25 protein-coding genes and 1 pseudogene are annotated in these 24,350 nt (G+C 40.4%); 14 read left to right on the forward strand and 12 right to left on the reverse strand.

What is annotated here, in order from left to right; translation table 11 throughout:
• Positions 1-29: 29 nt before the first annotated feature.
• Both dinD and PROVRUST_RS17170 read right to left on the reverse strand, forming a co-directional pair.
• Positions 30-795, reverse strand: a pseudogene (gene dinD / locus PROVRUST_RS17165) (DNA damage-inducible protein D).
• A gap of 256 nt (positions 796-1,051) precedes the next feature.
• Positions 1,052-1,915 carry a YicC/YloC family endoribonuclease gene (locus PROVRUST_RS17170; RefSeq protein ID WP_039855860.1) on the reverse strand — a complete coding sequence of 288 codons (864 nt, stop codon included), beginning with the start codon at positions 1,913-1,915 and terminating at the stop codon, positions 1,052-1,054.
• Between the two features lie 127 nt (positions 1,916-2,042).
• On the opposite strand from PROVRUST_RS17170, the gene rph reads away from it, so the two are divergent.
• On the forward strand, positions 2,043-2,756 hold the full coding sequence (gene rph, locus PROVRUST_RS17175; RefSeq protein ID WP_006816172.1) for a ribonuclease PH: 714 nt from the start codon (positions 2,043-2,045) through the stop codon (positions 2,754-2,756).
• A gap of 125 nt (positions 2,757-2,881) precedes the next feature.
• Positions 2,882-3,523 carry an orotate phosphoribosyltransferase gene (gene pyrE, locus PROVRUST_RS17180; protein WP_006816173.1) on the forward strand — a complete coding sequence of 214 codons (642 nt, stop codon included), beginning with the start codon at positions 2,882-2,884 and terminating at the stop codon, positions 3,521-3,523.
• 57 nt (positions 3,524-3,580) lie between these two features.
• Here pyrE and slmA read toward each other — a convergent pair whose 3' ends face one another.
• The 3 genes from slmA to coaBC form a co-directional block, all read right to left on the reverse strand.
• Positions 3,581-4,180: a nucleoid occlusion factor SlmA gene (gene slmA, locus PROVRUST_RS17185; RefSeq protein WP_039855863.1), complete on the reverse strand. Its 600-nt coding sequence runs from the start codon at positions 4,178-4,180 to the stop codon at positions 3,581-3,583.
• Positions 4,181-4,397: 217 nt separating this feature from the next.
• Entirely contained in the window at positions 4,398-4,853 is a 456-nt protein-coding gene (gene dut / locus PROVRUST_RS17190; protein ID WP_006816175.1) for a dUTP diphosphatase, read from the reverse strand.
• Positions 4,825-6,063, reverse strand: a complete 1,239-nt coding sequence (gene coaBC, locus PROVRUST_RS17195; protein ID WP_039855889.1) for a bifunctional phosphopantothenoylcysteine decarboxylase/phosphopantothenate--cysteine ligase CoaBC — start codon at positions 6,061-6,063, stop codon at positions 4,825-4,827. Before coaBC ends, dut begins: the two co-directional genes overlap by 29 nt.
• 179 nt (positions 6,064-6,242) lie before the next feature.
• Between coaBC and radC the strand changes: the two genes are divergently transcribed.
• The 7 genes from radC to PROVRUST_RS17230 all read left to right on the forward strand — a co-directional run bounded on the left by radC (position 6,243) and on the right by PROVRUST_RS17230 (position 11,822).
• The gene (gene radC, locus PROVRUST_RS17200; RefSeq protein WP_039855865.1) at positions 6,243-6,908 is read left to right on the forward strand and encodes a RadC family protein; all 666 of its coding nucleotides are present in this window, start codon (positions 6,243-6,245) and stop codon (positions 6,906-6,908) included.
• A gap of 253 nt (positions 6,909-7,161) precedes the next feature.
• Entirely contained in the window at positions 7,162-7,398 is a 237-nt protein-coding gene (rpmB, locus tag PROVRUST_RS17205; RefSeq protein ID WP_004265123.1) for a 50S ribosomal protein L28, read from the forward strand.
• Positions 7,399-7,409: 11 nt separating this feature from the next.
• Positions 7,410-7,577 carry a 50S ribosomal protein L33 gene (gene rpmG / locus PROVRUST_RS17210; RefSeq protein WP_004265124.1) on the forward strand — a complete coding sequence of 56 codons (168 nt, stop codon included), beginning with the start codon at positions 7,410-7,412 and terminating at the stop codon, positions 7,575-7,577.
• Positions 7,578-7,795: 218 nt separating this feature from the next.
• Complete coding sequence (gene rfaQ / locus PROVRUST_RS17215; RefSeq protein WP_006816178.1) at positions 7,796-8,860, forward strand: lipopolysaccharide core heptosyltransferase RfaQ; 1,065 nt, start codon at positions 7,796-7,798, stop codon at positions 8,858-8,860.
• A 2-nt stretch (positions 8,861-8,862) separates the two neighbouring features.
• Positions 8,863-9,987, forward strand: a complete 1,125-nt coding sequence (locus PROVRUST_RS17220) for a glycosyltransferase family 4 protein (RefSeq protein ID WP_006816179.1) — start codon at positions 8,863-8,865, stop codon at positions 9,985-9,987.
• On the forward strand, positions 9,980-10,777 hold the full coding sequence (gene rfaP / locus PROVRUST_RS17225; protein ID WP_006816180.1) for a lipopolysaccharide core heptose(I) kinase RfaP: 798 nt from the start codon (positions 9,980-9,982) through the stop codon (positions 10,775-10,777). Before PROVRUST_RS17220 ends, rfaP begins: the two co-directional genes overlap by 8 nt.
• Before the next feature lie 70 nt (positions 10,778-10,847).
• Positions 10,848-11,822, forward strand: a complete 975-nt coding sequence (locus PROVRUST_RS17230; protein WP_006816181.1) for a glycosyltransferase — start codon at positions 10,848-10,850, stop codon at positions 11,820-11,822.
• Between the two features lie 50 nt (positions 11,823-11,872).
• On the opposite strand, the gene PROVRUST_RS17235 is transcribed toward PROVRUST_RS17230, so the two are convergent.
• From PROVRUST_RS17235 to PROVRUST_RS17245, 3 genes are all read right to left on the reverse strand, one after another.
• Positions 11,873-12,418, reverse strand: a complete 546-nt coding sequence (locus PROVRUST_RS17235) for an O-antigen ligase family protein (protein WP_006816183.1) — start codon at positions 12,416-12,418, stop codon at positions 11,873-11,875.
• Positions 12,397-13,107, reverse strand: a complete 711-nt coding sequence (locus PROVRUST_RS17240) for a hypothetical protein (protein WP_006816184.1) — start codon at positions 13,105-13,107, stop codon at positions 12,397-12,399. Before PROVRUST_RS17240 ends, PROVRUST_RS17235 begins: the two co-directional genes overlap by 22 nt.
• A gap of 61 nt (positions 13,108-13,168) precedes the next feature.
• A complete protein-coding gene (locus tag PROVRUST_RS17245) occupies positions 13,169-14,122 on the reverse strand; it encodes a glycosyltransferase family 2 protein (RefSeq protein WP_006816185.1) in 954 nt (317 codons plus the stop codon).
• 202 nt (positions 14,123-14,324) lie between these two features.
• Here PROVRUST_RS17245 and mutM point away from each other — a divergent pair, with 202 nt between their 5' ends.
• On the forward strand, positions 14,325-15,134 hold the full coding sequence (mutM, locus tag PROVRUST_RS17250; protein WP_006816186.1) for a bifunctional DNA-formamidopyrimidine glycosylase/DNA-(apurinic or apyrimidinic site) lyase: 810 nt from the start codon (positions 14,325-14,327) through the stop codon (positions 15,132-15,134).
• Positions 15,135-15,137: 3 nt separating this feature from the next.
• Here mutM and coaD read toward each other — a convergent pair whose 3' ends face one another.
• On the reverse strand, positions 15,138-15,623 hold the full coding sequence (coaD, locus tag PROVRUST_RS17255) for a pantetheine-phosphate adenylyltransferase (protein ID WP_006816187.1): 486 nt from the start codon (positions 15,621-15,623) through the stop codon (positions 15,138-15,140).
• Between the two features lie 214 nt (positions 15,624-15,837).
• Between coaD and waaA the strand changes: the two genes are divergently transcribed.
• Both waaA and PROVRUST_RS17265 read left to right on the forward strand, forming a co-directional pair.
• Positions 15,838-17,115: a lipid IV(A) 3-deoxy-D-manno-octulosonic acid transferase gene (gene waaA / locus PROVRUST_RS17260; RefSeq protein WP_039855892.1), complete on the forward strand. Its 1,278-nt coding sequence runs from the start codon at positions 15,838-15,840 to the stop codon at positions 17,113-17,115.
• A gap of 215 nt (positions 17,116-17,330) precedes the next feature.
• The gene (locus PROVRUST_RS17265) at positions 17,331-18,794 is read left to right on the forward strand and encodes an ArnT family glycosyltransferase (RefSeq protein WP_006816189.1); all 1,464 of its coding nucleotides are present in this window, start codon (positions 17,331-17,333) and stop codon (positions 18,792-18,794) included.
• A gap of 67 nt (positions 18,795-18,861) precedes the next feature.
• On the opposite strand, the gene rfaC is transcribed toward PROVRUST_RS17265, so the two are convergent.
• The 3 genes from rfaC to rfaD are packed head-to-tail and all read right to left on the reverse strand — an operon-like array spanning position 18,862 to position 21,833.
• Positions 18,862-19,824: a lipopolysaccharide heptosyltransferase RfaC gene (gene rfaC / locus PROVRUST_RS17270; RefSeq protein WP_006816190.1), complete on the reverse strand. Its 963-nt coding sequence runs from the start codon at positions 19,822-19,824 to the stop codon at positions 18,862-18,864.
• Positions 19,824-20,870, reverse strand: coding sequence for an ADP-heptose--LPS heptosyltransferase RfaF (gene rfaF / locus PROVRUST_RS17275; RefSeq protein ID WP_006816191.1), 1,047 nt, complete (start codon positions 20,868-20,870; stop codon positions 19,824-19,826). The genes rfaC and rfaF overlap by 1 nt, the downstream gene beginning before the upstream one ends.
• 24 nt (positions 20,871-20,894) lie before the next feature.
• Positions 20,895-21,833, reverse strand: a complete 939-nt coding sequence (rfaD, locus tag PROVRUST_RS17280) for an ADP-glyceromanno-heptose 6-epimerase (RefSeq protein ID WP_006816192.1) — start codon at positions 21,831-21,833, stop codon at positions 20,895-20,897.
• Positions 21,834-22,066: 233 nt separating this feature from the next.
• Here rfaD and PROVRUST_RS17285 point away from each other — a divergent pair, with 233 nt between their 5' ends.
• Positions 22,067-23,260, forward strand: coding sequence for a glycine C-acetyltransferase (locus PROVRUST_RS17285; RefSeq protein WP_006816193.1), 1,194 nt, complete (start codon positions 22,067-22,069; stop codon positions 23,258-23,260).
• Positions 23,261-23,281: 21 nt separating this feature from the next.
• Positions 23,282-24,307, forward strand: coding sequence for an L-threonine 3-dehydrogenase (gene tdh / locus PROVRUST_RS17290; RefSeq protein WP_006816194.1), 1,026 nt, complete (start codon positions 23,282-23,284; stop codon positions 24,305-24,307).
• Positions 24,308-24,350 lie beyond the last annotated feature (43 nt).

Genomic DNA, 24,350 nt, shown 5'->3' on the forward strand with positions numbered 1-24,350 from the left:
AACTGGAGCGTTTCTGTCATGATTTAAGGCTATTGATTCAGTTTTTTCTTTTCTGCAGTTTCTAACTGCTTAATACTTTTTCTGGTGACGGCAAATCTTCTGGCATGGTTCCACCAAGTTCACGAATCGTATCTCGTACCTTGCTTCCTACATCAAAGTGCGTTTGATTTGCATGCGTTTTACTTTGTACATTGTCTCGTCTGAGTTTTTCTTCTGCTTGTGTGGATCTAAATAAGTTAGCAGCGAGTTCTGTCGACCCCATATGGTCTAAAATTTTTTGTGATTTTTTTAAGCCTTTATGTTGATGGATGCCTTTTTGGTCTAATCCACCGTATAAACCTTTGTATCCATGGTTTTGGAATATCGCAAAATCAATATTTGTCTCAACGCCGGCTTGTTGAGCGGTTTCAACTAACTGTTTATTATGTTCTTTCAATTCGTTATGAAGAAATAGACGTTTTTCATCTTCACGTAATTTTTTTGAATGCGTCATCATCAGCTAATTCTTGTCGTCTTGTTTGAATGGCAAAATAGATTTGTCCTGCTGCAATAACGGGTTTGCTTGGGTCGCCATTTTGAACAACAAGGTAGCAAGCGTAACGGGATAGTGTGACATCCTTAAGTTTGCGTTGAGCACCTGACCCAATATTAACCATATCGAGGATGTCCTCGAAATGGTCAGTGGCGATATTCTGAATATGCTAAGAGTTTAGAAAGCTCTCTTGCAGACCAATATTCAACTCCTAACTCATCCACTTTTTTTATTTTTTCGAAAGGTTGGCTCTGATGTTCCATATATAACTCCTTTTTATTAAGCGTTAAAAGACTTTATATTTGTAGGGTAGATTAGTGTTAACCAACAGTTGGTTAGATATCCATCACTCTGAGACTGTGTGATTATCGCACCGAGTGAAATCTTACCGTTGAATGGTTGTTTTTAAGTCTATCCTAATCATGTTCTATTGAGAGCCACTCAATAATCTACAGATAATAAAAAACCAGCAAATACAAGGTATAAGCTGGTTTGGAGTTGTTCTGAAAAATAGAAAACTTATTCAATATTCTGAATTTGCTCGCGCATTTGCTCAATTAATACTTTGAGCTCGACGGCGGAGTTAGTGACTTCACTATTAATGGATTTCGACGCGAGAGTATTCGACTCGCGGTTAAATTCTTGCATCATAAAATCAAGGCGGCGACCACTGGCTTCTTTTTTCTTCAGAATATTACGGGTCTCTTTAACGTGAGCTTCAAGTCTATCTAACTCTTCTGCCACATCAATACGCTGGGTCAACATAATCAGCTCTTGCTCTAAACGGTTATTATCCACCTGAATTTGAGCTTCTTCGAGTTTGCTTTGTAGACGATCACGCTGCCACTGTAAAATTTCTGGCATATGTTGGCGCACTTTAGCGACTTCAACAAGAACACCGTCTAAACGCTGCTCGATAAGGCTATGTAGAGCAGCTCCTTCGGCTTCACGGCTTTGAATAAAGGCATCAATTGTTTCATCTAAGCCGGCCATCAGCTGTTCACTAATGGCATCGAGATCTTGTTCGCCCGCAGACATCACACCCGGCCAACGCAAAATTTCTAGCGGATTAATCTCGCCTTCATGGCTGTAGTTTTTGACCCAATTTGCCGCGCTGATGAGCTGACGAGCCAGACCTTCATTTAAGATCAGTTCTCCACGCTGCGCGCTATCTAACTCTATGCGTAAGTTACACTCTACCTTTCCGCGGGTGAGACGAGAACGTAGACGTTCACGGATAACGGGCTCTAAGCTGCGAAATTGCTCAGGTAAACGGATATAAGTTTCTAAATAACGTTGGTTTACGGAACGCAGCTCCCAAGCCGCATTCCCCCATTCACCCTTGATATCACGGCGAGCAAAAGCGGTCATACTACGGATCATAATTCGTTCCTACCTTATTATTTGTAAATTAATGGGATTATAGCGCTATGACGGATGACAGGATAGGCATTATCTGATTAACAACGTATAATACGTGCCAATTTGAGTGAATAACGGAGATAACACCATGCGCCCAGCAGGTAGATTAGCAGACCAAATGCGCCCTATAAAGATCACGCGTAATTATACAAAGCACGCAGAAGGCTCTGTTCTTATTGAGTTTGGCGACACTAAAGTGTTATGTACCGCGACCGTTGAGGACGGCGTTCCTCGTTTTCTCAAAGGACAAGGTCAAGGTTGGGTAACGGCGGAATACGGTATGTTACCTCGTGCGACAAATTCTCGTAATCAGCGTGAAGCTGCGAAAGGGAAACAAACCGGTCGTACTATGGAAATTCAACGACTGATTGCACGTTCATTACGCGCAGCGGTTGACCTGAAAAAACTCGGTGAATATACCATTACATTAGACTGCGATGTTATCCAAGCCGATGGCGGTACGCGTACAGCATCTATTTCTGGGGCATGTGTTGCACTGGTAGATGCGCTGAATAATATGATCGCTCAGGGGAAAATCACAAAAAGCCCACTGAAGGCAATGGTCGCAGCGGTTTCTGTTGGTATCGTTAAGCAAGAAGCATTGTGTGACCTAGAGTATGTCGAAGATTCTGCTGCAGAAACGGATATGAACGTCGTCATGATGGACGATGGCCGCATGATCGAAGTACAAGGTACCGCAGAAGGTGAACCATTTAGCCATGAAGAACTTTTAGAACTTCTTGCATTGGCGAAAACGGGGTTAGACACCATTTTCGAAGCTCAGCGAGAAGCGCTGAAATAGATTAATAATTAAATAGGCGGCTGAGAAGTCGCCTTTTTTATGTCTGCGGTTTACTGCTTTAGATAAACCACAGAAGTAATACCCAATAAAAATAGATGAATATTAACTAGTGAGGAGAATGACCAATGAAAGCCTATCAGCGCGATTTTATTGAACTTGCCATGAAAAAACAGGTACTGAAATTTGGTGAGTTTACGCTGAAATCAGGTCGTAAAAGCCCCTATTTTTTTAATGCGGGGTTATTTAATACAGGGCGTGACTTGGCTCTCGTGGGTCGTTTCTATGCGCAGGCATTACAAGAAAGCGCAATTGAATGTGATGTAATTTTTGGACCTGCTTATAAAGGGATTCCGATTGCGACAACTACCGCAGTGGCGTTAGCAGAGCATCATGATATCGATATGCCGTATTGCTTTAACCGTAAAGAAGCAAAAGACCATGGGGAAGGCGGCACGTTAGTGGGTAGCCCATTACAGGGGCGTGTCGTTGTGGTTGATGATGTCATTACTGCAGGGACGGCGATCCGTGAATCAATGGAAATTATTAAACAGCAGAATGCGATTTTAAATGGTGTATTGCTATGTTTAGACCGCCAAGAAAAAGGGAAAGGTGAAATTTCTGCGGTTCAAGAAATTGAGCGTGACTATGGATGCAAAGTCCATTCGATCATCACAATGAGCGATTTAATTGCTTACTTAGCGGATAAAGCGGATATGCAAGAGCACCTTGCAGCAATGAAAGCCTATCGTGAGCAGTACGGAATCTAATGATGTAAAAAAAGCCCTCGCCCAATAACGGGCGGGGTGAGTAGTATAAATAAGTGCTTATTGTAACTGAGCCAAAATTAAAGGCCAGCGAGCTTCGAATTCGACGGTAGGTCGGTAACGAAACTCTGAACGTACAAAGCGCGACAACATACCTTCACAGAAGGCTAATAGCTGAGAAGCCAGTAATGATTCATCGTGAACAAAACCATGGCCATTACGGATCTTTTTCTCTTTAAGGACTTGTCGTAGCTGTGATTCTATACGTTCAAATAGTTGGTTAATACGCCCTTGCAGCCGGTCCTGCTCAAACATAAGCGCATGCCCTGTCATTATACGCGTTAAGCCAGGGTTTTTTTCTGAAAAGCCCAAAATCAACGCTAAAATCAACTTAATTCTAATGGTGGTATCTTTTTCGTCCGCTAAAATTTGGTTGATGCGTGAAACCAGTGAATCTTCAATAAACTCAATCAGGCTATCAAACATCTTCATTTTGCTTGGAAAATGACGATATAACGCAGCTTCTGAGACACCAACTTTAGCGGCAAGTTTTGCCGTGGTAATTCGTTGACTGCCATCGCTACTTTCTAACATTAACGCGAGAGACTGCAAAATCTCATCTTGTCTGTTACGTTTTTGTGTTGTTGTATTCTCTGCCATGTCTGATAAGACCCCTGCTAAAACAGCAAGACAAACTATCCAAAATTTCGCTCTGAGTAAAGTCACACTCAGTACAAAAGCGATTTAAAATATGTAGAGATTATAACCAAATCTGCACAATTTACGTGAGAGGTAGGCACTGTAATGACTATCTTTATTCATTAATATAGGCGCTTTCTTAACGCCTATATTGTGCTTAAAGGTTACCGAGCTAAATTTACTGGCGACCAGAATGACCGAAACCGCCTTCTCCGCGCTCTGTTGCATCAAAATTATCAACAATATTAAATTCAGCTTGAACGACTGGGACAAAGACCATTTGTGCCATACGTTCACCTGGCTCAATAGTGAAAACTTTATCTCCACGGTTCCATACAGATACCATTAATGGACCTTGGTAATCTGAATCAATCAGACCCACTAGGTTACCTAAGACTACACCGTGTTTGTGGCCTAATCCTGAACGAGGCAAGATCACCGCGGCGAGTTGTTCATCAGCGATATGGATAGCTAAACCCGTCGGGACTAATTCTGTTTGACCCGGCGCCAAATCGATAGGTGCATCAATACATGCACGTAAATCTAAACCCGCGGAGCCAGTCGTTGCATAAGTTGGCAGTGGAAACTCAGTCCCAATACGGGCATCAAGAATTTTTAGATCGATTTTTTTCATAACGTTGAAGTATCTCGTCAAGTAAATGGTGGCTTAATTCAATTTTACTGCAATGTGGTAAACGAACATCGCCATCAGCATCAAACAGGTGTAGTGCATTGTTATCACTATTAAAACCGTTATCTGCGAGGGAAACATCATTAGCACAAATTAAATCTAATTGCTTTTGTAGGCGTTTTTGTTGGGCATACTCTTCTACATTTTGAGTTTCTGCCGCAAATCCAACAACATAAGGTCGATTTTGTTTTAATTGACCGACACTCGCGACGATATCTGGATTTTTCACGAGTGTAATAGAAATTTCGTCGCCTTGCTTTTTGATTTTATTCTCAGCAACGGTTTTTGCTCGATAATCTGCAACAGCTGCACAACCAATAAAAATATCTTGCTGGGCAATGGACTGATGGACGTGCTCATACATATCGAGAGCACTGGTCACATTAATGCGTTCGACACCTTCAGGTGTTGCGAGACTGACTGGACCCGCAATTAAGGTCACTTTGGCTCCACGGGCCCTGGCTGCCTGTGCGATAGCAAATCCCATTTTCCCAGAACTATGATTACTAATAAAACGCACAGGGTCTAAATCTTCTCGTGTTGGGCCTGCGGTAATCATCATTGAGATACCTTGCAAGTCTGTACATCCACGAAAGTAATTACTTACTAAGCGTACAATCTCTAAGGGGGCAATCATGCGACCTGGACCAATATCACCGCAAGCTTGGCTACCTTCATCAGGTCCCCAAATCATAAACTGGCGTTGTTGCAGTCTGATTAAATTCTCTTGTGTGACGGAGGCTCGATACATTTGTTGATTCATTGCGGGCACAACTGCAATGGGTGCAGCGGATGCAAGACAAACCGTTGTGAGCAAATCATTTGCCATACCTGAACTCAAGCGAGCTATTAAATCAGCGGTTGCCGGCGCGAGAATAATTATATCGGCCCATTTAGCCAATTCAATGTGACCCATTGCAGCCTCGGCCGCCGGATCTAATAAATCATCGGAAACTGGGTGCCCAGAAACCGCTTGCAAGGTTAATGGGGTGATAAATGCTTTTGCGGCTGAGGTCATTACAACACGTACAGATGCCCCTTCATCACGTAACCGGCGAGTGAGCTCTGGTATTTTATACGCGGCGATCCCACCACTGATACCGAGAACAATTCTCTTACCTGATAATGGGTTATCTGAAAGTTGTTGATTCATGGCTTTATCCGGTTTAGTCAACATGAAGGGCATCTTACCATATCAATAGAGTAGTTGAGATACTCGATTTTGCATCTCCATACTATTTTTGCGAAGCGCTACGCAAAGGATTACTGAAGTTGTTGTTGGTCTTTTTTTCTTTGGTTAAAAAGGGCGCCTATGGGGAGAAAGGTACAATTATGGATGAATTTATTGCGCTGCAACCACGGGAAAAAATGTTGGCATATGGTGCAGCTTCGTTATCTGATGCTGAGTTACTGGCAATATTTCTACGAACAGGCAGTCGTGGAGAGCCTGTTTTACAGTTCTCTGAACGATTATTAAGGGAATTTGGTTCATTGTATCTCTTAATTCAAGCCGATCATGCAAAGCTCACGAAGTGTAAAGGAATGGGAGACTGTAAGTTTACTCAGTTACAGGCGGCCAGTGAGCTGGCAAGGCGCTGTTTTTCAGCCCAATTTCTCTATGAAGACAACATGACTAGCCCTGAAATGCTTAAAAATAGATTAATGGAGCTATTTGCAGGGCAAGAAAGAGAAGTTTTTATGGTGATATTTCTGAATAATCAGAATCAAATCATCTGCCACGAAGAGATGTTTAAAGGAACGGTGAACCGAGTTGAAGTACATCCGAGAGAAATTTTGCGGTTTGCCATGAAAATGAATGCTAGCAGCATTATTTTGGCGCATAATCACCCATCAGGTAACCCAGAACCGAGTATTGCAGATAAGCAAGTGACTGAACGTATTCATAGCGCATGCTCGATTATGGGGATTAAATTACTTGACCATTTTGTCGTCGGACACAAACATTGTGTCTCGTTTGTGGAGCGCGGATGGCTATAAAATTATTTTTTTGGCTAAAAAATGACAACTTTTGCTCTGTTGGGCTTGAGTGAAAACGATTGAAAGCGTATACTACGCCACCTTTAAGGATCTCGGGTTTGACGAGAAGAGCCTATCTCAGTAAATTTTTTTGCTAAGATAAATATATTTTGTTGATCACTTAAAAGTTTGCTGAGATGGGCTCCAAAGCCTGACGAGGCAGTCAAGCCCAGAACAAAAAAGCTCGAGCTGATTAGATTTTTGGAGAATAGACATGTCACGAGTCTGCCAAGTTACCGGCAAGCGTCCAATGAGCGGTAACAACCGTTCACACGCATTAAACGCGACCAAACGTCGTTTTTTGCCAAACCTGCACTCTCACCGTTTCTGGGTTGAGTCTGAGAAACGTTTCGTAACACTGCGTGTATCTGCTAAAGGTATGCGTGTTATCGATAAAAAGGGTATTGATGCTGTTCTAGCTGAACTGCGTACCCGTGGTGAGAAGTACTAAGGAGCTAAAAAATGGCTAAAGGTATTCGCGAGAAAATCAAGCTGGTTTCTTCTGAAGGTACAGGTCACTTCTATACCACTACGAAGAACAAGCGCACAATGCCGGAAAAACTGGAACTGAAAAAATTCGATCCAGTTGTTCGTAAGCATGTGATCTACAAAGAAGCAAAAATCAAGTAGTTTTGCTTTCTGCGTACGAAGAACCCAGCTTAGGCTGGGTTTTTTTATGTCTAAAATTGCCAAAATCACAGAAAAAATAGCGTTCCAAAAGGGATATTGATTAAAAACTATAACCATTATTCTGAACGTAGTAACATATTCAGTATTCATTGAATTAATAACGTTATTTATTGTCAAATCCATATCAATTTACATATAGACCTGATTAAGAGCGCCTGGTGAAAAAACAGTTTAAAAAAATTCTTGTAATCAAGATGCGGTTTCATGGTGACATGTTACTGACAACGCCTGTTATCAGCTCATTGAAGCAAAATTATCCTGATGCCCAAATTGATGTTTTACTTTATCAGGACACCATTCCTATTTTGTCTGAAAATACCGATATTCATGCTTTATATGGCATGAAAGGAAAGAAAAGTGGTGGTTTAAGTAAAGCCTGTAATTTCTTAAGCTTGTTGTTTAAATTGCGTAGCAATAAGTATGATTTGGTCGTTAACCTCGCAGACCAGTGGATGGTTTCTCTATTGGTAAGAGCCATTCCCGCAGAAATGAAAATTTCCCATCAATTCGAACACCGAGATTCCCAATATTGGCGTAACAGTTTTACCCATCTCACCCCTCCACAAGGGGAGCATGTGGTATTAAATAACTTATCGGTTCTTAAACCTTTAGAACTTAAAGAGTTAAATACTGATCTGACGATGTCGTATGCTGAACAAGATTGGAAAAATATTGATCAAAAACTATTGGACCTTGGTGTTCACAGTAGCTACGTCGTGATCCAACCGACAGCTCGCCAAATTTTTAAATGCTGGGATGACGAAAAATTCTCGGCAGTGATTGATGCACTGCAATCTCGTGGGTATCAGGTAGTTCTAACATCAGGTCCAAGCAAAGACGATTTAGACTGTGTGAATCACATTGCGGATGGCTGTAAAACAAGGCCTATTACTGAATTAGCAGGTAAAACCTCATTCCCTGAATTAGGTGCGCTAATTGCCCATGCCGCATTATTTATTGGTGTAGATTCGGCTCCGATGCACATTGCTGCCGCAGTCAAAACTCCAATTGTGTGTCTGTTTGGTGCAACCAACCATATTTTCTGGCGTCCATGGAGTGATAACGTGGTGAAATTCTGGGCTGGAGATTATGAAAACATGCCTCTGCGTGATGATCTGGACAGAAATAAAAAGTATCTTTCTGTGATCCCTGCTTCGGATGTGATTAAAGCTACTGAACAGATGTTACCCATGAATATGCGCTCAATGATGGGAAGGTATTAATTATGGTTTTGGCATTCTGTCTGTATAAATATTTCCCATTTGGTGGGTTACAGCGAGATTTTCTTCGCATTGCAACAGCTTGCCAAGCTCGTGGCCATCATATTCGAGTTTATACTCAGTCATGGGAAGGCGAACGTCCGGAACATTTTGAAATTATCATTGTTCCGGTCACCTCTAATACCAATCATGGGCGTAATTCACAATATTGTGAGTGGGTTATAAACCACTTAAAGCAACATCCTGCGGATCGCGTTGTTGGTTTTAATAAAATGCCGGGATTAGATGTCTATTTTGCCGCGGATGTTTGCTATGCGCAAAAGGTGGCGGAAGAAAAAGGCTTTTTCTATAAATTAACCCCACGTTATAAGCACTATGCGGCATTTGAAAAAGCTGTTTTTCAAATGGGAAAACCGACTCAATTAATGATGTTAACGCCTCATCAGATTGCCCATTTTAAAACGCATTATTCAACGGAGCCCGAACGTTTTCATATGTTACCGCCAGGTATTGCTCTGGATAGAAAATATGATCAGCAGATAGCCGACGCGAAACGTATCTATCGAGAGAAAAATCAAATCCCAGACTCTGCATTTTTGTTACTCCAAGTGGGCTCTGATTTTAAACGCAAAGGCGTGGATAGAACACTGAAGGCGATGGCGGCACTACCTGAATCGATCAGGAGCAAGACACGATTAATGGTAGTTGGACAGGATAAACCGGCTAAATATCAGCGCTTAGCGCAGCAACTAGGTATAGAGCCGCAAGTATCATTTTTTAGTGGACGTAATGATGTTGCTGAGCTGATGGCGGCCGCAGATATACTGATGCACCCGGCTTATCAAGAGGCTGCCGGTATCGTGCTTCTTGAGGCAATTGTTGCGGGTTTACCCATCATTGTGACTGAAGTTTGTGGCTATGCACCTTTTATCAACCAAGCCCAATGTGGCATGGTGATTCAAGAGCCGTTTGACCAAGAAATATTGAATAACGTGCTATCAGAGAGTTTGCAAAATACTCAGCAACGTGAGCAATGGGCAAACAATGCTAAATACTTTGCTGATACAGAAGATCTGTATAGTTTACCGGAAAAAGCCGCAGACATTATTTTAGGATGCTCGAATGGTTGAGTTAAAAGCTCCTTTTAATGAGCTATGGAAAGATAAAGACCCATTTGTTGAGACTGATAAGTTGCAGGGTGAGGTGTTTCGTGCCTTAGAAACCCGTAAGACACTACGTTTTCAGCTCGATGACAAAAGTTATTTTATTAAAATCCACTATGGCACAACGCTAAAAGAAGTACTGAAAAATTTAATATCGTTCCGTTTACCTGTCTTAGGGGCGGATAGGGAATGGAATGCCATTCATACACTGACTCAGGTCGGTGTTGACACCATGAATGGTCGAGCATTTGGTCAGAAAGGTTTCAATCCTTTACGTCGCCACTCTTTTATTATTACTGAAGATTTGACACCGACGGTGAGCTTAGAAGATTTTTGCGCAAACTGGGCGAAAGAACCTCCGAAATTTAAAACCAAACAGATGATTATTCAGCGTGTGGCTGAAATGGTTCGCAAGATGCACGGTGCAGGCATTAACCACCGAGACTGTTATATTTGCCATTTTTTACTGCATTTACCTTTCACAGAAGATCAGCAAGATTTAAAAATTTCAGTGATTGATTTACATCGCGCGCAATTAAGAAAATCGGTACCGATGCGTTGGCGAAACAAAGATTTGATTGGGCTATACTTTTCTTCATCTGAAATTGGTTTAACCCAACGCGATATTTATCGGTTTATGAAGACTTACTTTGAATTGCCGTTAAAGGATATTTTAAGGCAAGAGCAAAGATTACTGGATATTGCTCAGAAAAGATCAGAAAAAATACGTCAGAGAAGTTTAAAATATAGCTTATAGGCTATGATCGGTATTCAGTACCACATACAGTTATTCAGATTTTATATTTGAATGGATAAAAGGTAATTACATGATAAACAATGATATGATCAAATCATTGATAAAAATAAACGATAATGAAAGACACGAGAATAGCTATTTTCATATCGGTTATGGCGTCGATGAGAAATTTCTGTATGGAGTTGGTACATCTATTGCCTCAGTGATGCTGAATAATAAAGATACGGATTTTCACTTTCATATCTTTGTTGATAATCTACCCGATGAAAATTTATTCCGTGAAGCCGTTCAAGGTACTTCACATAAAATAACAATTTATTTTATTGATAACGAAAAGTTTAAATTGCTTCCTTTGCCTTCTAAGGCTTGGAGCCATGCTATTTATTTTAGATTACTTATTATTTCTTACTTATCGAGTTCAATTGATAGTCTATTGTATTTAGATGCAGATATTATCTGTAAAGGTGACCTATCAGAGCTAAAAGCATTAACATTTGACGAGAAAACGTTCGTCTATGCGGTTAAAGATAAGTTCTGTAGTGAAAAACAAAATTTACCAATTGATATGAGTAAGTATTTTAATTCTGGATTTTTATATATGTCTCTTAAGCATCTAGCTCAAGAAAATATACCTAATAGGGTTATTGAGCTAGTTGAAAAGAATGATTTTAGTCATCCAGATCAAGATGCGCTCAATGTATTATTGAATGATAAATTAATTAATATTAGTGAAAATTATAACTATATGTTTTCATTGGATTGGTACATTACAAGTAAAGGACATTTAGCTAAAATCCCTGACTCTGTTGTTTTCATTCATTTTGTAGGTTTAACGAAGCCATTTCATGAATGGGCTAGTTTTTATGAGGAGTATAAGTATCTGGAGAGTGCGCGAAAGAATTCTCCATGGAAAAATATTCCATTACTAAAACCTGAAGGCTATAAGCAACTATCTCGTAAAAAATCACACTTACGTAAAAATGGGAAGTATGTTGAATTTATTTTTACAACTATTCAATATTTAATGAAAAAAACATTCCATTAAAATTAATTTTCTATAAAAAAGCCATCATTAACACGATGGCTTTTTTTATTCTATTTTTTAGTAAGTACCCTATTAATAAAAATAGCGGTAAGTATATTGTATAAAATAAAGATATCTAAAAAGATAAATTCGAATAGACAATATACTAAAAAATAGCCAATAGATGAAGCAAGCAAACCAACATTGAGTATATTTTTTTCTATTCTAATGTTTTTAATTAAATCTTTTATATTAATAAAGAATGTAATACAAAATAAAATTAAACCAATAATCCCAACATTATAAAAAACATTGAGAAAAAATGGGTCATCGTTATGAAAAACATAAGCATTTTTCTTTTCAGAAAAAGCACCAACTACTTTCTTTGTATTATTATCGTGTAAATATCTATCATAAGCAACAGAACCATAACCAACACCGAATATTAAATTTTTCCCTTCTTTAGTAAAAGCAGGTAATCTAGATTTAATAAGAACATCTCTATTAGATGTGACATTATTAGAGTATAAGGATTGGTCTATTTTATACTTAACTTGAGGTATACTAATATAAGATATTATTATAATAGATAATGCTAATGAACCAAAAAAATACAATTGGCAATTAATTTTTTATAGCCTGAGGATAAGATCACTAGTAATATTATGGATTCAATAAATACAGAGAGAACCCCACCTCGACTACCAGTGTAAAGTAAAAATAAAAATGCCATGATAGAAAGAAATAACATTAATACTTTTAATCGTACTTTTTCAAAAATAAAAAAAGCACTGAATGTAAACGGAAATAGTAATGTCATATAGTGTGCAAAGCCATATCTAAGCTGAAGATACATTGCCATATCACTACCTTTTATCAGTTTCAAAATAGGCATAATGAAAATAATAAAAGCAAGAGTTGCAATTAATGCATAGATAATCACATTTTTTGATTTAATCTCATCATGCTGAAATGTAAGCAAAAATAAAGTTAAAACAATAATATAACGCCAATCTTCAAATATGGCCTTTAATGCCTCTTGGGTAAATCCTGAATAGGTAAAAAACATGGCACATAATAAGCACCAACTCATGAATAAAAATAAGGTTTTTCGTCCTTTAATGAGCTTGATTAGGCCATCAATTATATTTATTTTTTTTGTAATTATCGTATATATAGAGTACGAAAAAAGTAATACAGTAGATATGTTTAAGATACCTTGAGTGTCATTTGTAAACATACCTACAATTATCAAAAACAGTAATATAAATGGAATTTGAATGGCTATCTTATTGATTGATTTCACAAAAATACCTATATGGTCATTAAGTTTTACAAAATGGTTAAAATTATTAAGTAAAGAGTATTTATCTAGTTTTATTTTTGAACCATAAATATGGCTTAAGGAAGATTAGTTGTAACCTTTCTTTCAACGAAAGATATCGCTTAAATAACGTCATAGACTGATGTATTTGCTTTATCTCTATATCACTTAATGGTTCTTTGGTATTTTTAGATACAGATTTTTTGAGTAGATGAAAAGCTTCAGATTGTGATTTTATTAGCATTTTCGTTACGTAAGGACCGTAAATAAGAGCAATAAATGACAGTGTAGCCATAACATAAATTAGGCTATTGATATCATTTCGTCTGAAAGTTTGAGTAATGCTAGTTTCGTTTACACGATAATGAATCAAAGGTTTATTAATGCTATAAACAGACTGAGCTTTTAAGTATAGCTTTGGTGTTGTAGCCATATCCTCATATAAAATTCCATCAGGATAATGTATTCCAGTATGTTTAAATAAGTTACTTTTGTAGACCCTAGACCAAGCAAACCATTTTTTATTATTGAACACAGGTAACAAATCGTTAGGTTCGTTGATTGAAATCGCTGCAGAATAGTTACTTGTTTTAATTACTTGAGTTATTTCTCGATTTGAATCTTCAAATTTTAATGTATCAAACTCAATAATGTCATAATTTGATGATAATATAGATTCTATTTCATAAAAAAATTGTGAGTCTAAGAAATCATCCGCATCTAGAAAAGCAATATACTCGCCAGAGCTGACAGATATCCCATGGTTTCTCGCTTTAGAAAGGCCACCATTTTCTCTTTTCAAATAATGAATATTTAAGTCAGAATACGTTTCCTTTTTTGCTAAGATAATTTTCTCACTATCATCCGTTGAACCATCATTTATAATGATGACCTCTATGTTAGGATTCATAAAAACTAATACGGATGATAAACATTCATCGATGTATTTTTCACTATTAAAGCATGGAATAATTATTGATAATTTAATGTTTTTCATCGAGAAAATACCAAGTGTCTTTATTTGATATAAAAAGTTATCTTCATTATAGGTGATGTATTTCTAGTTAATTAAGAAATAAAAGCCTGTTTTTGTATACAAAGAACATTTTCACCTACCTATTTTTGGGTCATGATATAACAATCGCTAAACCTGTTATATAGCAGGCATCAATAATTTATAAATAGAATGAGAATTTATCATGCCAGAACTTCCCGAAGTTGAAACCAGTCGCCGAGGCATCGAGCCTCACTTGGTCGGCAACACGATTGCTTATACGATCGTACGCAATAGCCGCCTACGTTGGCCAGTAAGTGAACAAATTAAAAGCTTAGCCGATGAAAAAGTGCTGAGCGTGCAGCGACGGGCAAAATACCTGCTGATTGAGCTGAATAAGGGATGGATCATTGTTCACTTGGGAATGTCTGGTAGCGTACGAATTTTAACGGAAGAGTTACCCGAAGAGAAACATGACCATGTTGATTTGATTCTTGGTGATGGCAAAGTGCTACGTTATACCGATCCTCGCCGTTTTGGGGCATGGCTATGGTGTGAAGATCTCGACACCAGCTCTGTACTGGCGCATTTAGGTCCAGAACCTCTCTCTGATGAATTTAATCCTCAATACCTATTTGATTTAGCAAAGAAAAGAAAAGTGGCGGTGAAACCTTGGTTGATGGATAACAAAGTTGTCGTTGGTGTTGGAAATATCTATGCAAACGAAGCCTTATTTGCATCAAAAATTTCGCCAGAAAAAATGGTCAACCAACTGACTTTGGCAGACATCACTGAGTTAGTGAAACAGATCAAAAAGGTTTTACAACGTTCGATTGAGCAGGGCGGAACGACCTTGAAGGATTTTTTACAATCAGATGGAAAACCGGGATATTTTGCACAAGAGTTATTTGTTTACGGTAAGAAGGGTGAGCCTTGTTCGATGTGCGGCACGCACATTGAAAGCATCAAACAAGGGCAGAGGACAACATTTTATTGCCCTCAATGCCAAAAATAAGACTTAGGCTTTATTGAGCTTTTTTAGCATCGCTTCAGCCACAATCGGTGGTAAAAACGATGAAATGTCACCATCATGGAGCGCAACGTCTTTGATTAAAGAGGACGATACAAAAGAAAGGCTCTGTGATGGGAGCAAAAAGACGGTTTCTAGATCCGGAACAAAGTGGCGATTCATATTAGCTAATTGCCATTCGTACTCGAAATCAGCGACAGAACGCACGCCACGAATCAAAATATTTGCTCCGTGTTTTTGGGCAAAGCTTGCCATCAACTCAGAAAAACCAACGACTTCGACATTATCTAAGTGAGAGGTAACCTGTCTTGCTAACTCTACACGTTCTTCAAGATTGAACATCGGGCTTTTACGCTGGCTATTGGCAATCGCCAATAATACATGGTCAAACATCGCCGCCGCACGGGTGACAATATCAACGTGCCCAGAAGTGATGGGGTCAAAAGTTCCGGGATAAATAGCTTTATGTATCATGATGATGCTATCTCATTGTTTGTAATTACTTATTCTAAAACAGCATGATGAATAAGCGACGGTTAAATCCACATTAGCGGCAATTGGATGCCCTTGCAACATAGATTGATAGGGATGAGTCCATTTTAAGTTTAATTTTAGGCACAGATTCTACACACTTTCAGTAATGGTTTATGGTAAGATAGCGCCAATTTTGGTAAGTGAATCAGATCGAATGTTATTGCGTTTATATCAGGTACTTCTTTATCTTATCCAACCATTAATCTGGATACGCTTATTACTGCGTAGCCGTAAAGCGCCTGCGTATCGTAAACGGTGGGGAGAGCGCTATGGCTTTTGTGCGGGTAAAGTTGTCCCACAAGGTATCTTATTGCATTCTGTTTCTGTCGGCGAAACCCTTGCCGCCGTACCCCTAGTTCGCGCATTGCGCCATCACTATCCATCACTACCGATTACTGTCACCACGATGACACCAACAGGTTCCGAGCGTGTCTTGTCAGCCTTTGGTGATGATGTTAATCATGTTTACCTACCTTATGACTTACCAGGCTCAATGAGCCGTTTCCTTAATCATGTTGATCCTAAATTAGTGATTATTATGGAAACGGAGTTATGGCCAAATATGATCAATCAACTGCATAAACGCAATATCCCCTTGGTGATTGCGAATGCGCGTTTGTCAGAACGCTCAGCGGCGGGTTATCAAAAACTCGGTAATTTTGTGAAACGCATGCTGCAAAACGTCACAATGGTAGCTGCGCAGCACCAAGAAGATGGTGAGCGTTTTGTTCAATTAGGGTTAAGACGTAAGCAGTTGGAAGTGACAGGAAGTTTGAAGTTTGATATTTCAGTTACCCCAGAGCTTGCGGTAAAAGCGATTACATTACGCCGGCAATGGGCTGCTCATCGACCTGTATGGATTGCGACAAGCACCCATGAAGGTGAAGAATCCATTGTTTTGGATGCCCATCGGCAATTGCTCAATAAATTTCCTAACCTATTATTAATCTTAGTACCTCGCCATCCTGAACGCTTTACGAAAGCCGAAGAGTTAACTCAAAAAGCTGGGCTAAGTTATATTCGCCGTAGTAGTGGTACGATCCCCACAGCCGAAACCCAAGTGGTTATTGGCGATACCATGGGCGAGTTAATGCTGCTATACGGAATTGCAGATATTGCCTTTGTTGGCGGAAGCCTCGTTGAAACCGGTGGGCATAATCCATTGGAAGCTGCCGCTCATGCATTACCGGTTTTAATGGGGCCGCACACATTTAACTTTAAAGATATTTGTGCAAAATTAACTCAAGCAGATGGTTTAATTACGGTCACTGATTGCGAATCACTGGTTCAGGAAGTGACCAGCTTACTTTCTGATGAAGATTACCGTTTATACTATGGCCGGCATGCGGCTGAAGTTCTGCACGAAAATCAAGGCGCGTTACAGCGCTTATTAAAATTGCTACAGCCTTATTTACCTCCTCGAGAACAATAATCTAATTAATTACTCATCAAAAAATGATTGAACTTGAATATTACTGTAATGAGTAATGACAATTTCTCTCATCTTTGTTTTTTTTGTATAAACTGTAGTAGACTCCACAGTCAATTCTTTGCCCATTCCCTGAATGTATGGTTATTTGTTACCTATATTGGTTGGAGTAATGGGCTATTCCCTTTAATTTTTTAAATAAATTTTGCCAAAATAGAATGCCAATAACTAACCAATCAATTTCAAATAAGTACTTGTATCTTTGGATCATTGGCTACGCCATTGCATGGATACTTGCGAGCTTCTTTTTTGACCCAACGGTTCCTTACGACACTGTCGAAGCTGTCAATTGGGGAATGAATGGCGAGTGGGGATCCCCTAAAAATCCATGGTTTGTCGGGACATTAATGTGGCCGGCGATACACCTTGGAATTTCCTACAGCTTTTATTGGTATTTTATCCATTTTGTCGGTATTGCTTTTGGTTTATTGGGTGTTTGGAAATTAGCCTATCGACTGACGGACCGTCGCGATCTTGCATGGTTTGCGATGTTGATGATGAATTTATCCGGAGTGATTAATTTCGATATCATTCCTTACAATGATAACTATATTCTTGTTACGCTCTGGCCATGGGTGATCTATTTATATCTACGTGCGGTGGAAGATAATCCATTATGGTGGATGCCTTTTGCTCTGTTTGCTGGGCTGGCAACCATGGGGAAATATTCAACGCTTGCCTTGGTTGGCTCCGTTTTCTTGCTAACGTTGTTTGTTAAACAAGCACGTCAAAGCTATCGATATCCCGTTTTTTACCTTGCCATTGCCTTGTGGTTTGCTCTCGTTTTGCCTAACTTTTTCTGGTTGATGGCGAGTGATTTTTCTGCATTTAAGTGGGTGGGTTCACAGATTGACCCTGGTTTCAATTTGCATACGACAGAAGCGGCGTTAAGCGTCTTTTATCCGCTGATTATTGCTACAATTATTCTGTATTGCTGTGGTGGAAAAATTGGTTGGCCAAAATCGTTATCTAACCGTATGGCAAACTTTATTATTCTATTTCCATTAGCGGTTATTTATGGTTGGTTCTCTTTCCATGATGGTGGACGAATTACCGAGTGGTTACAGCCTTTTATGATGGTTTGTGCACCATTATTTGTTGGTTCTATTACGGTAATGCCGAAAAAATCACTGAAAAAACCATTAATAGGGTTAGCCATTTTTGGTGTTTTGGTTGTGCTAGGTTATTTGGTTGTTCAAGCCGGTAATATTCGAGGCGCAGGGCAAAAATTTATTGGTGTGAAAACCTTAATTGCTGAAGGTGAACAACGCTGGTACCAACGCTACGGAACACCAGTAAAATATGTTGGCGGTGAAGATAATTTGCATCAGTGGTTTATTATCTATGCGCAAGACCGACCTCATGTGATCCAGCCATGGACATTGGAAAATCATATGCCGCCAAATGTGTATAACCGTGAAATTACTGAAGCAGAAATTCGTCAGCATGGTGCGATTTTATTAGGTCGGAAATATGATGACTGCGCCCATGAAGATTTTGCGAAAGTACGCAAATACTGGCCGCAATTCACGATTGAGAAAGAAGATGTGGTTTATCGTTCTGAGCCAGATGCTGAACCAAAAACCATGTGCTTTGGCTTTATTGCACCAGAGAAAAAATAAAATATAGTTTTCGGTGTGAGAAATAATTAAGCGGTCAAATGACCGCTTAATTTTTGGAAGCAATACATTATAAGCAGGCTTTTAATCGCTGAAAAACGTCCTTGGCATCAATATCATCCATACGTTTTTCTGCTCCTTTAATCACATGCTGACCTTGTCCATAGCCGCCAATTAAACCCGGATCTGTAGGGCCAAACAGCGTGAAATTAGGCTTATCTAATGCAGCGGTTAAATGGCTTAATCCGGTATCCACAGAAACCACGGCTTTTGCAGCGGCGATTTGTTGAGCAACATCTGCTAATGAAAGTTTAGGTAAAACCTCCACAAAATCAAATCCTTCAGCTAATCGCTGTGCGCGTTGATGCTCATGATCCGCACCCCATGGTAATTTTACGCGAATGCCAGTTTCTGCCATCAACGTAAGTAACTCACGCCAATGAGCTTCAGACCAGTGTTTATCATCACGGGTTGTTGAATGCAGAAATACCACATAAGGGGCAGCTTGGTTGCTAGCTGATTGCGAAAAATGCTGAGCAATAGCGTAGTTTCCTTGTGTTTCAGGGCAATCGTATCCCAAACTTTTAGCAAATAGCTGACGGATACGTTCTACCGCATGTTGCTGCTTACTAATGGAATAACGATGATCGTAGAAAAAACTCGCAACAGGTTCGCGAATACTATGGCGATCATAGCCATGTTTTGGACCATAGGCTAATCGAGTCACTAACAGTGCGCTTTTAAGTAACCCTTGAGCATCAATGACAGCATCATAGTGGGTAGCTTGTAGTTGGCGACGAAACTCAGCACGTTCGGCACGGATCGGGGCTGAAAACCAATTTTTTCGCCAGCGACGAATGGCGACGGGAATAACGTTATTGACGGCACTATGCCAAGTTGGAATTTGTGCAAATCCCTCTTCAACCACCCAATCAAATTGAATATTGGGTATTGCCATCTGAGCATCGGTTAAGGCAGGTAGAGAATGCAAAACATCTCCCATCGATGATGTTTTTACTAATAACACGCGCATTATTCAATACCTATGTTCAAACGGGTTAGGGCATCGAGCACCCTCTGAGGCTGAATATCAATCAAACTTTGATGATAGCCACTTTCGCCATCACCTTTACGTACTTTATGGTAGCCAGTAATCAGTCGAATCACTTCGGCCTTATCGGATAATGGTGGCGTAAAATCTGGGCTACTAGGCCCATATAATGCGACGAGGGGCTTATCTAGTGCTGCGGCAACGTGCATTAGCCCTGAGTCATTACTGACAATTGCTTGGCAGGAGTCAATAAGATTAACCGCTTGTTCTAGCGAGGTTTTACCCGCAAAATTTAGGCAATATTGTCTGGCTTCATCCGTTAAACTTTGACGAATTTCCTCGCCCGCTTCATGATCTTTTTGAGATCCAAAGAGTAAAACTTGATAGCCTTTCTCACTGATTAAGCGTTGGGCTAATGCGGCATAGTGATAGTGCGGCCAACGTTTTGCGGGACCGAATTCCGCGCCGGGGCAAAAGCCAATAATTGGGCGATAAAGATCAATATTAAATTGACTAACAGTATCGTTAACTTGTTGTTTATCAGTGACTAATTTAGGCCATAGAATAGGTTCGGGGATATCTTTGGCAGATTTAATGGTGTGCTTATCGTATGCCAGTGCAACATAGCGCTGCACCATCAGTGGAAATGCTTGTTTATCTAATGGGCGTAAATCATTGAGTAGCCCATAACGCATTTCCCCGCGCCATCCGGTTCGTTTACCAATATTGGCAAAGAAAGGAATCAACGCAGACTTCATTGAATTAGGCAATACAATTGCTTGGTCGTAGCCACTTTTCCGCAAATCGATACCTAGTTGGCGACGTTCGCAAATAGCCAGCTTCCCATGACCTAGTGGCATTGAAATCGCTTGGGATACTTCTGGCATCTTTGCTAATAAAGGACGGCACCAATCGGGCGCCATCACATCAATTTGAGCATGAGGATGCTGAGCCTTAATCGTACGATACAGGCTCTGTGACATCATCATATCCCCTACCCATGAGGGGCCAATCACTAATATTTTCATAACCAATATTTTCACAAATGACGATTACGCGTCTTTATTCAGCCATTGCATATACTCGGTTACACCTTCAGCGACGGTTTTAAACGGTGCGGTATAGCCAGCAGCGCGTAATTTTGTTAGATCCGCTTGGGTGAAACTTTGGTAACGACCTTTCAATTTTTCAGGGAATTCAATGTATTCGATAGCCACATTTTTATCTTTATGGAATGCGGTGACGGCATCGGCAACGGCTTGGAACGATTCCGCGCGACCGGTTCCGCAGTTAAAAATCCCAGAAACATTGTGTTCCCAGAACCATAAATTGACTGCGGCAACATCCCCCACATAGATAAAGTCACGACGGAAAGTCTCGCTACCTTCAAATAATTTTGGACTTTGGCCTTCATTAATTTGTTTATTCAGGTGATAAGCAACGCTCGCCATGCTGCCTTTATGATTCTCATTTGGTCCATAAACGTTGAAATAACGGAAGCCACAGACTTGAGATTGCGCTTCTGGCAGGATGCTGCGTACATACTGGTCGAATTGGAACTTTGAATAGCCATAAACATTCAGCGGTTTTTCAAACTCGCGCTCTTCGATAAAGTTATCACTGCGCCCACCGTAAGTGGCGGCAGAAGAGGCATACAAGAATGGAATCTCACGCTCAAGGCAGTAATGGAGCAATTCCTTAGAGAACTGATAGTTATTTTCCATCATATATTTGCCATCCCACTCGGTAGTGGATGAGCAAGCGCCTTCATGGAAAACAGCATCGATATCGCCAAAATCATCACCGGCAATTACGCTAACGATAAAGTCTTCTTTATCCATATAATCAGCAATATCAACATCGACGAGATTGGCAAATTTAGTACCATCTTTCAGGTTATCCACCACTAAAATATCAGTGCGACCCATATCATTTAGGGCTTTAACAATATTGCTGCCAATAAAACCAGCTCCGCCAGTGACTACGATCATCGGGAATACCTCAAGTGGGTTAAGAATAAATGGGATAAGACATTGGCGCCTATAATAACACCTCTTGGTGTAGACAACAGTATATCCACTAGATAATTGTCCTAGTCATCCTACCTCTACTGAGGCAATTATCGTGATCTTGCCTACAAACTTAACTTATTTACCCGGCAGATGTCGCTAGTTCTAGAGACTATTATTAAACTCTGAAAACGAATTCTATACAGGAACAAATCATGTCAGATCAATTTTACCAGCAGATAAAACAACAATTGGTGCAAATAGAGGCTGATGGCTTGTTTAAAAATGAACGAATAATCACGACTTCGCAAGATGCGGATATTGAAATTCAAGGTGGTCAGCGGGTTATTAATTTCTGTGCTAATAACTATTTAGGGCTAGCGAACCATCCGGCACTGATTGAAGCCGCCAAGCAGGGAATGGATAGCCACGGTTTTGGGATGGCGTCGGTGCGTTTTATTTGTGGAACCCAAGACAGTCACAAAGTACTCGAAAAGAAATTGGCTGATTTTCTAGGAATGGAAGACGCGATCCTCTATTCCTCCTGTTTTGATGCTAACGGTGGTTTATTTGAAACGCTACTGGGGCCTGAAGATGCCATTATTTCCGATGCCTTAAATCACGCCTCAATTATTGACGGGGTACGTTTGTGTAAGGCTCAGCGTTACCGCTATAGCAACAATAATATGGTAGAGCTAAAACAGCGGCTTGAAGAAGCAAAATCCGCAGGCGCTCGGCATATTATGATTGCGACCGATGGTGTTTTTTCAATGGACGGTGTGATTGCTGATTTGAAAACCGTGTGTGATTTAGCGGATGAGTATCAGGCTTTAGTGATGGTGGATGATTCCCACGCAGTGGGTTTTGTCGGTGAAAATGGCCGTGGCAGCCATGAATATTGCAACGTGATGGGACGCGTCGACATCATTACAGGCACGCTTGGAAAGGCGCTCGGTGGTGCATCGGGTGGGTATACCGCAGCGAAAAAAGAGGTTGTCGAATGGTTACGCCAACGTTCTCGCCCTTATTTATTCTCTAATTCCCTTGCTCCCGCGATTGTGGCGGCGTCTATCAAAGTTATCGATATGATGACCGAAGGAAAAGCGCGCCGAGAAAAATTATGGCGTAACGCGGTGCTATTTAGAGAAAAAATGTCTGCGGCAGGGTTTACCCTCGCAGGAGCAGACCATGCCATCATCCCTGTGATGTTAGGGGATGCTAAGGTAGCACAACAATTTGCTTCTGAATTATTGAAAGAAGGTATTTATGTCACCGGATTTTTCTATCCGGTTGTTCCGCAAGGGCAGGCGCGAATTCGCACGCAAATGTCTGCGGCTCACAGTGAAGAGGATATTTTACGCGCTGTTGATGCATTCACCCGTATTGGCAAAAAGCTTCAATTAATCTAGCCACTAAATAAAAGGTCGCCTATGAAAGCACTGTCCAAATTAAAAGCAGAACCAGGTATATGGATGACAGACGTTCCGAAACCGGAATTGGGGCACAATGATGTGATGATCAAAATCCGTAAAACCGCTATTTGTGGGACGGATGTTCATATCTACAACTGGGATGAATGGTCGCAGAAAACTATCCCAGTTCCTATGGTGGTAGGTCATGAATATATAGGGGAAATTGTTGAAATTGGGCAGGAAGTTAAGGGTTTCAAAATTGGTGATAGAGTCTCTGGCGAAGGGCATATCACTTGCGGTCATTGTCGAAATTGCCGCGGCGGTCGAACCCATTTGTGCCGAAATACCATCGGAGTAGGAGTCAATCGTCCCGGGTGTTTTGCTGAGTATCTCGTGATCCCTGCATTTAATGCGTTCAAAATTCCCGACAATATTCCTGATGAAATCGCGGCTATTTTTGATCCCTTTGGTAATGCGGTTCATACCGCGCTCTCTTTTGATTTAGTGGGCGAGGACGTGTTGGTTTCGGGGGCGGGACCGATTGGGATCATGGCGGCAGCCGTTTGTCGCCATGTTGGCGCGCGTCATGTGGTCATCACCGATGTAAATGATTATCGCCTTGAGTTAGCGAAAAAAATGGGCGTGACCCGAGCGGTCAATGTGAGCCGTGAAAATCTGAAAGATGTGATGAAAGAGCTGGGAATGAAAGAAGGTTTTGATGTTGCTTTAGAAGTTTCCGGCGCTCCACCGGCATTCCAAACCATGTTGGATACCATGAACCACGGTGGAAGAATTGCGCTATTGGGTATCCCACCGTCATCGATGGCAACAGATTGGAGCCAAGTTATTTTCAAAGGTTTGTTTATCAAGGGTATTTATGGACGAGAAATGTTTGAAACTTGGTACAAAATGGCAACGTTAATACAGTCTGGACTCGATTTATCGCCGATTATCACCCATCAGTTTTCTATCGATGATTTCCAAAAAGGTTTTGATGTGATGCGTTCCGGTCAATCAGGAAAAGTGATTCTGAACTGGGATTAATAAACAAACAGTTACGCATAATAGGGTTCATGACCATATGGTT

The sequence above is a fragment of the Providencia rustigianii DSM 4541 genome (assembly GCF_000156395.1).
GTDB lineage: Bacteria > Pseudomonadota > Gammaproteobacteria > Enterobacterales > Enterobacteriaceae > Providencia > Providencia rustigianii.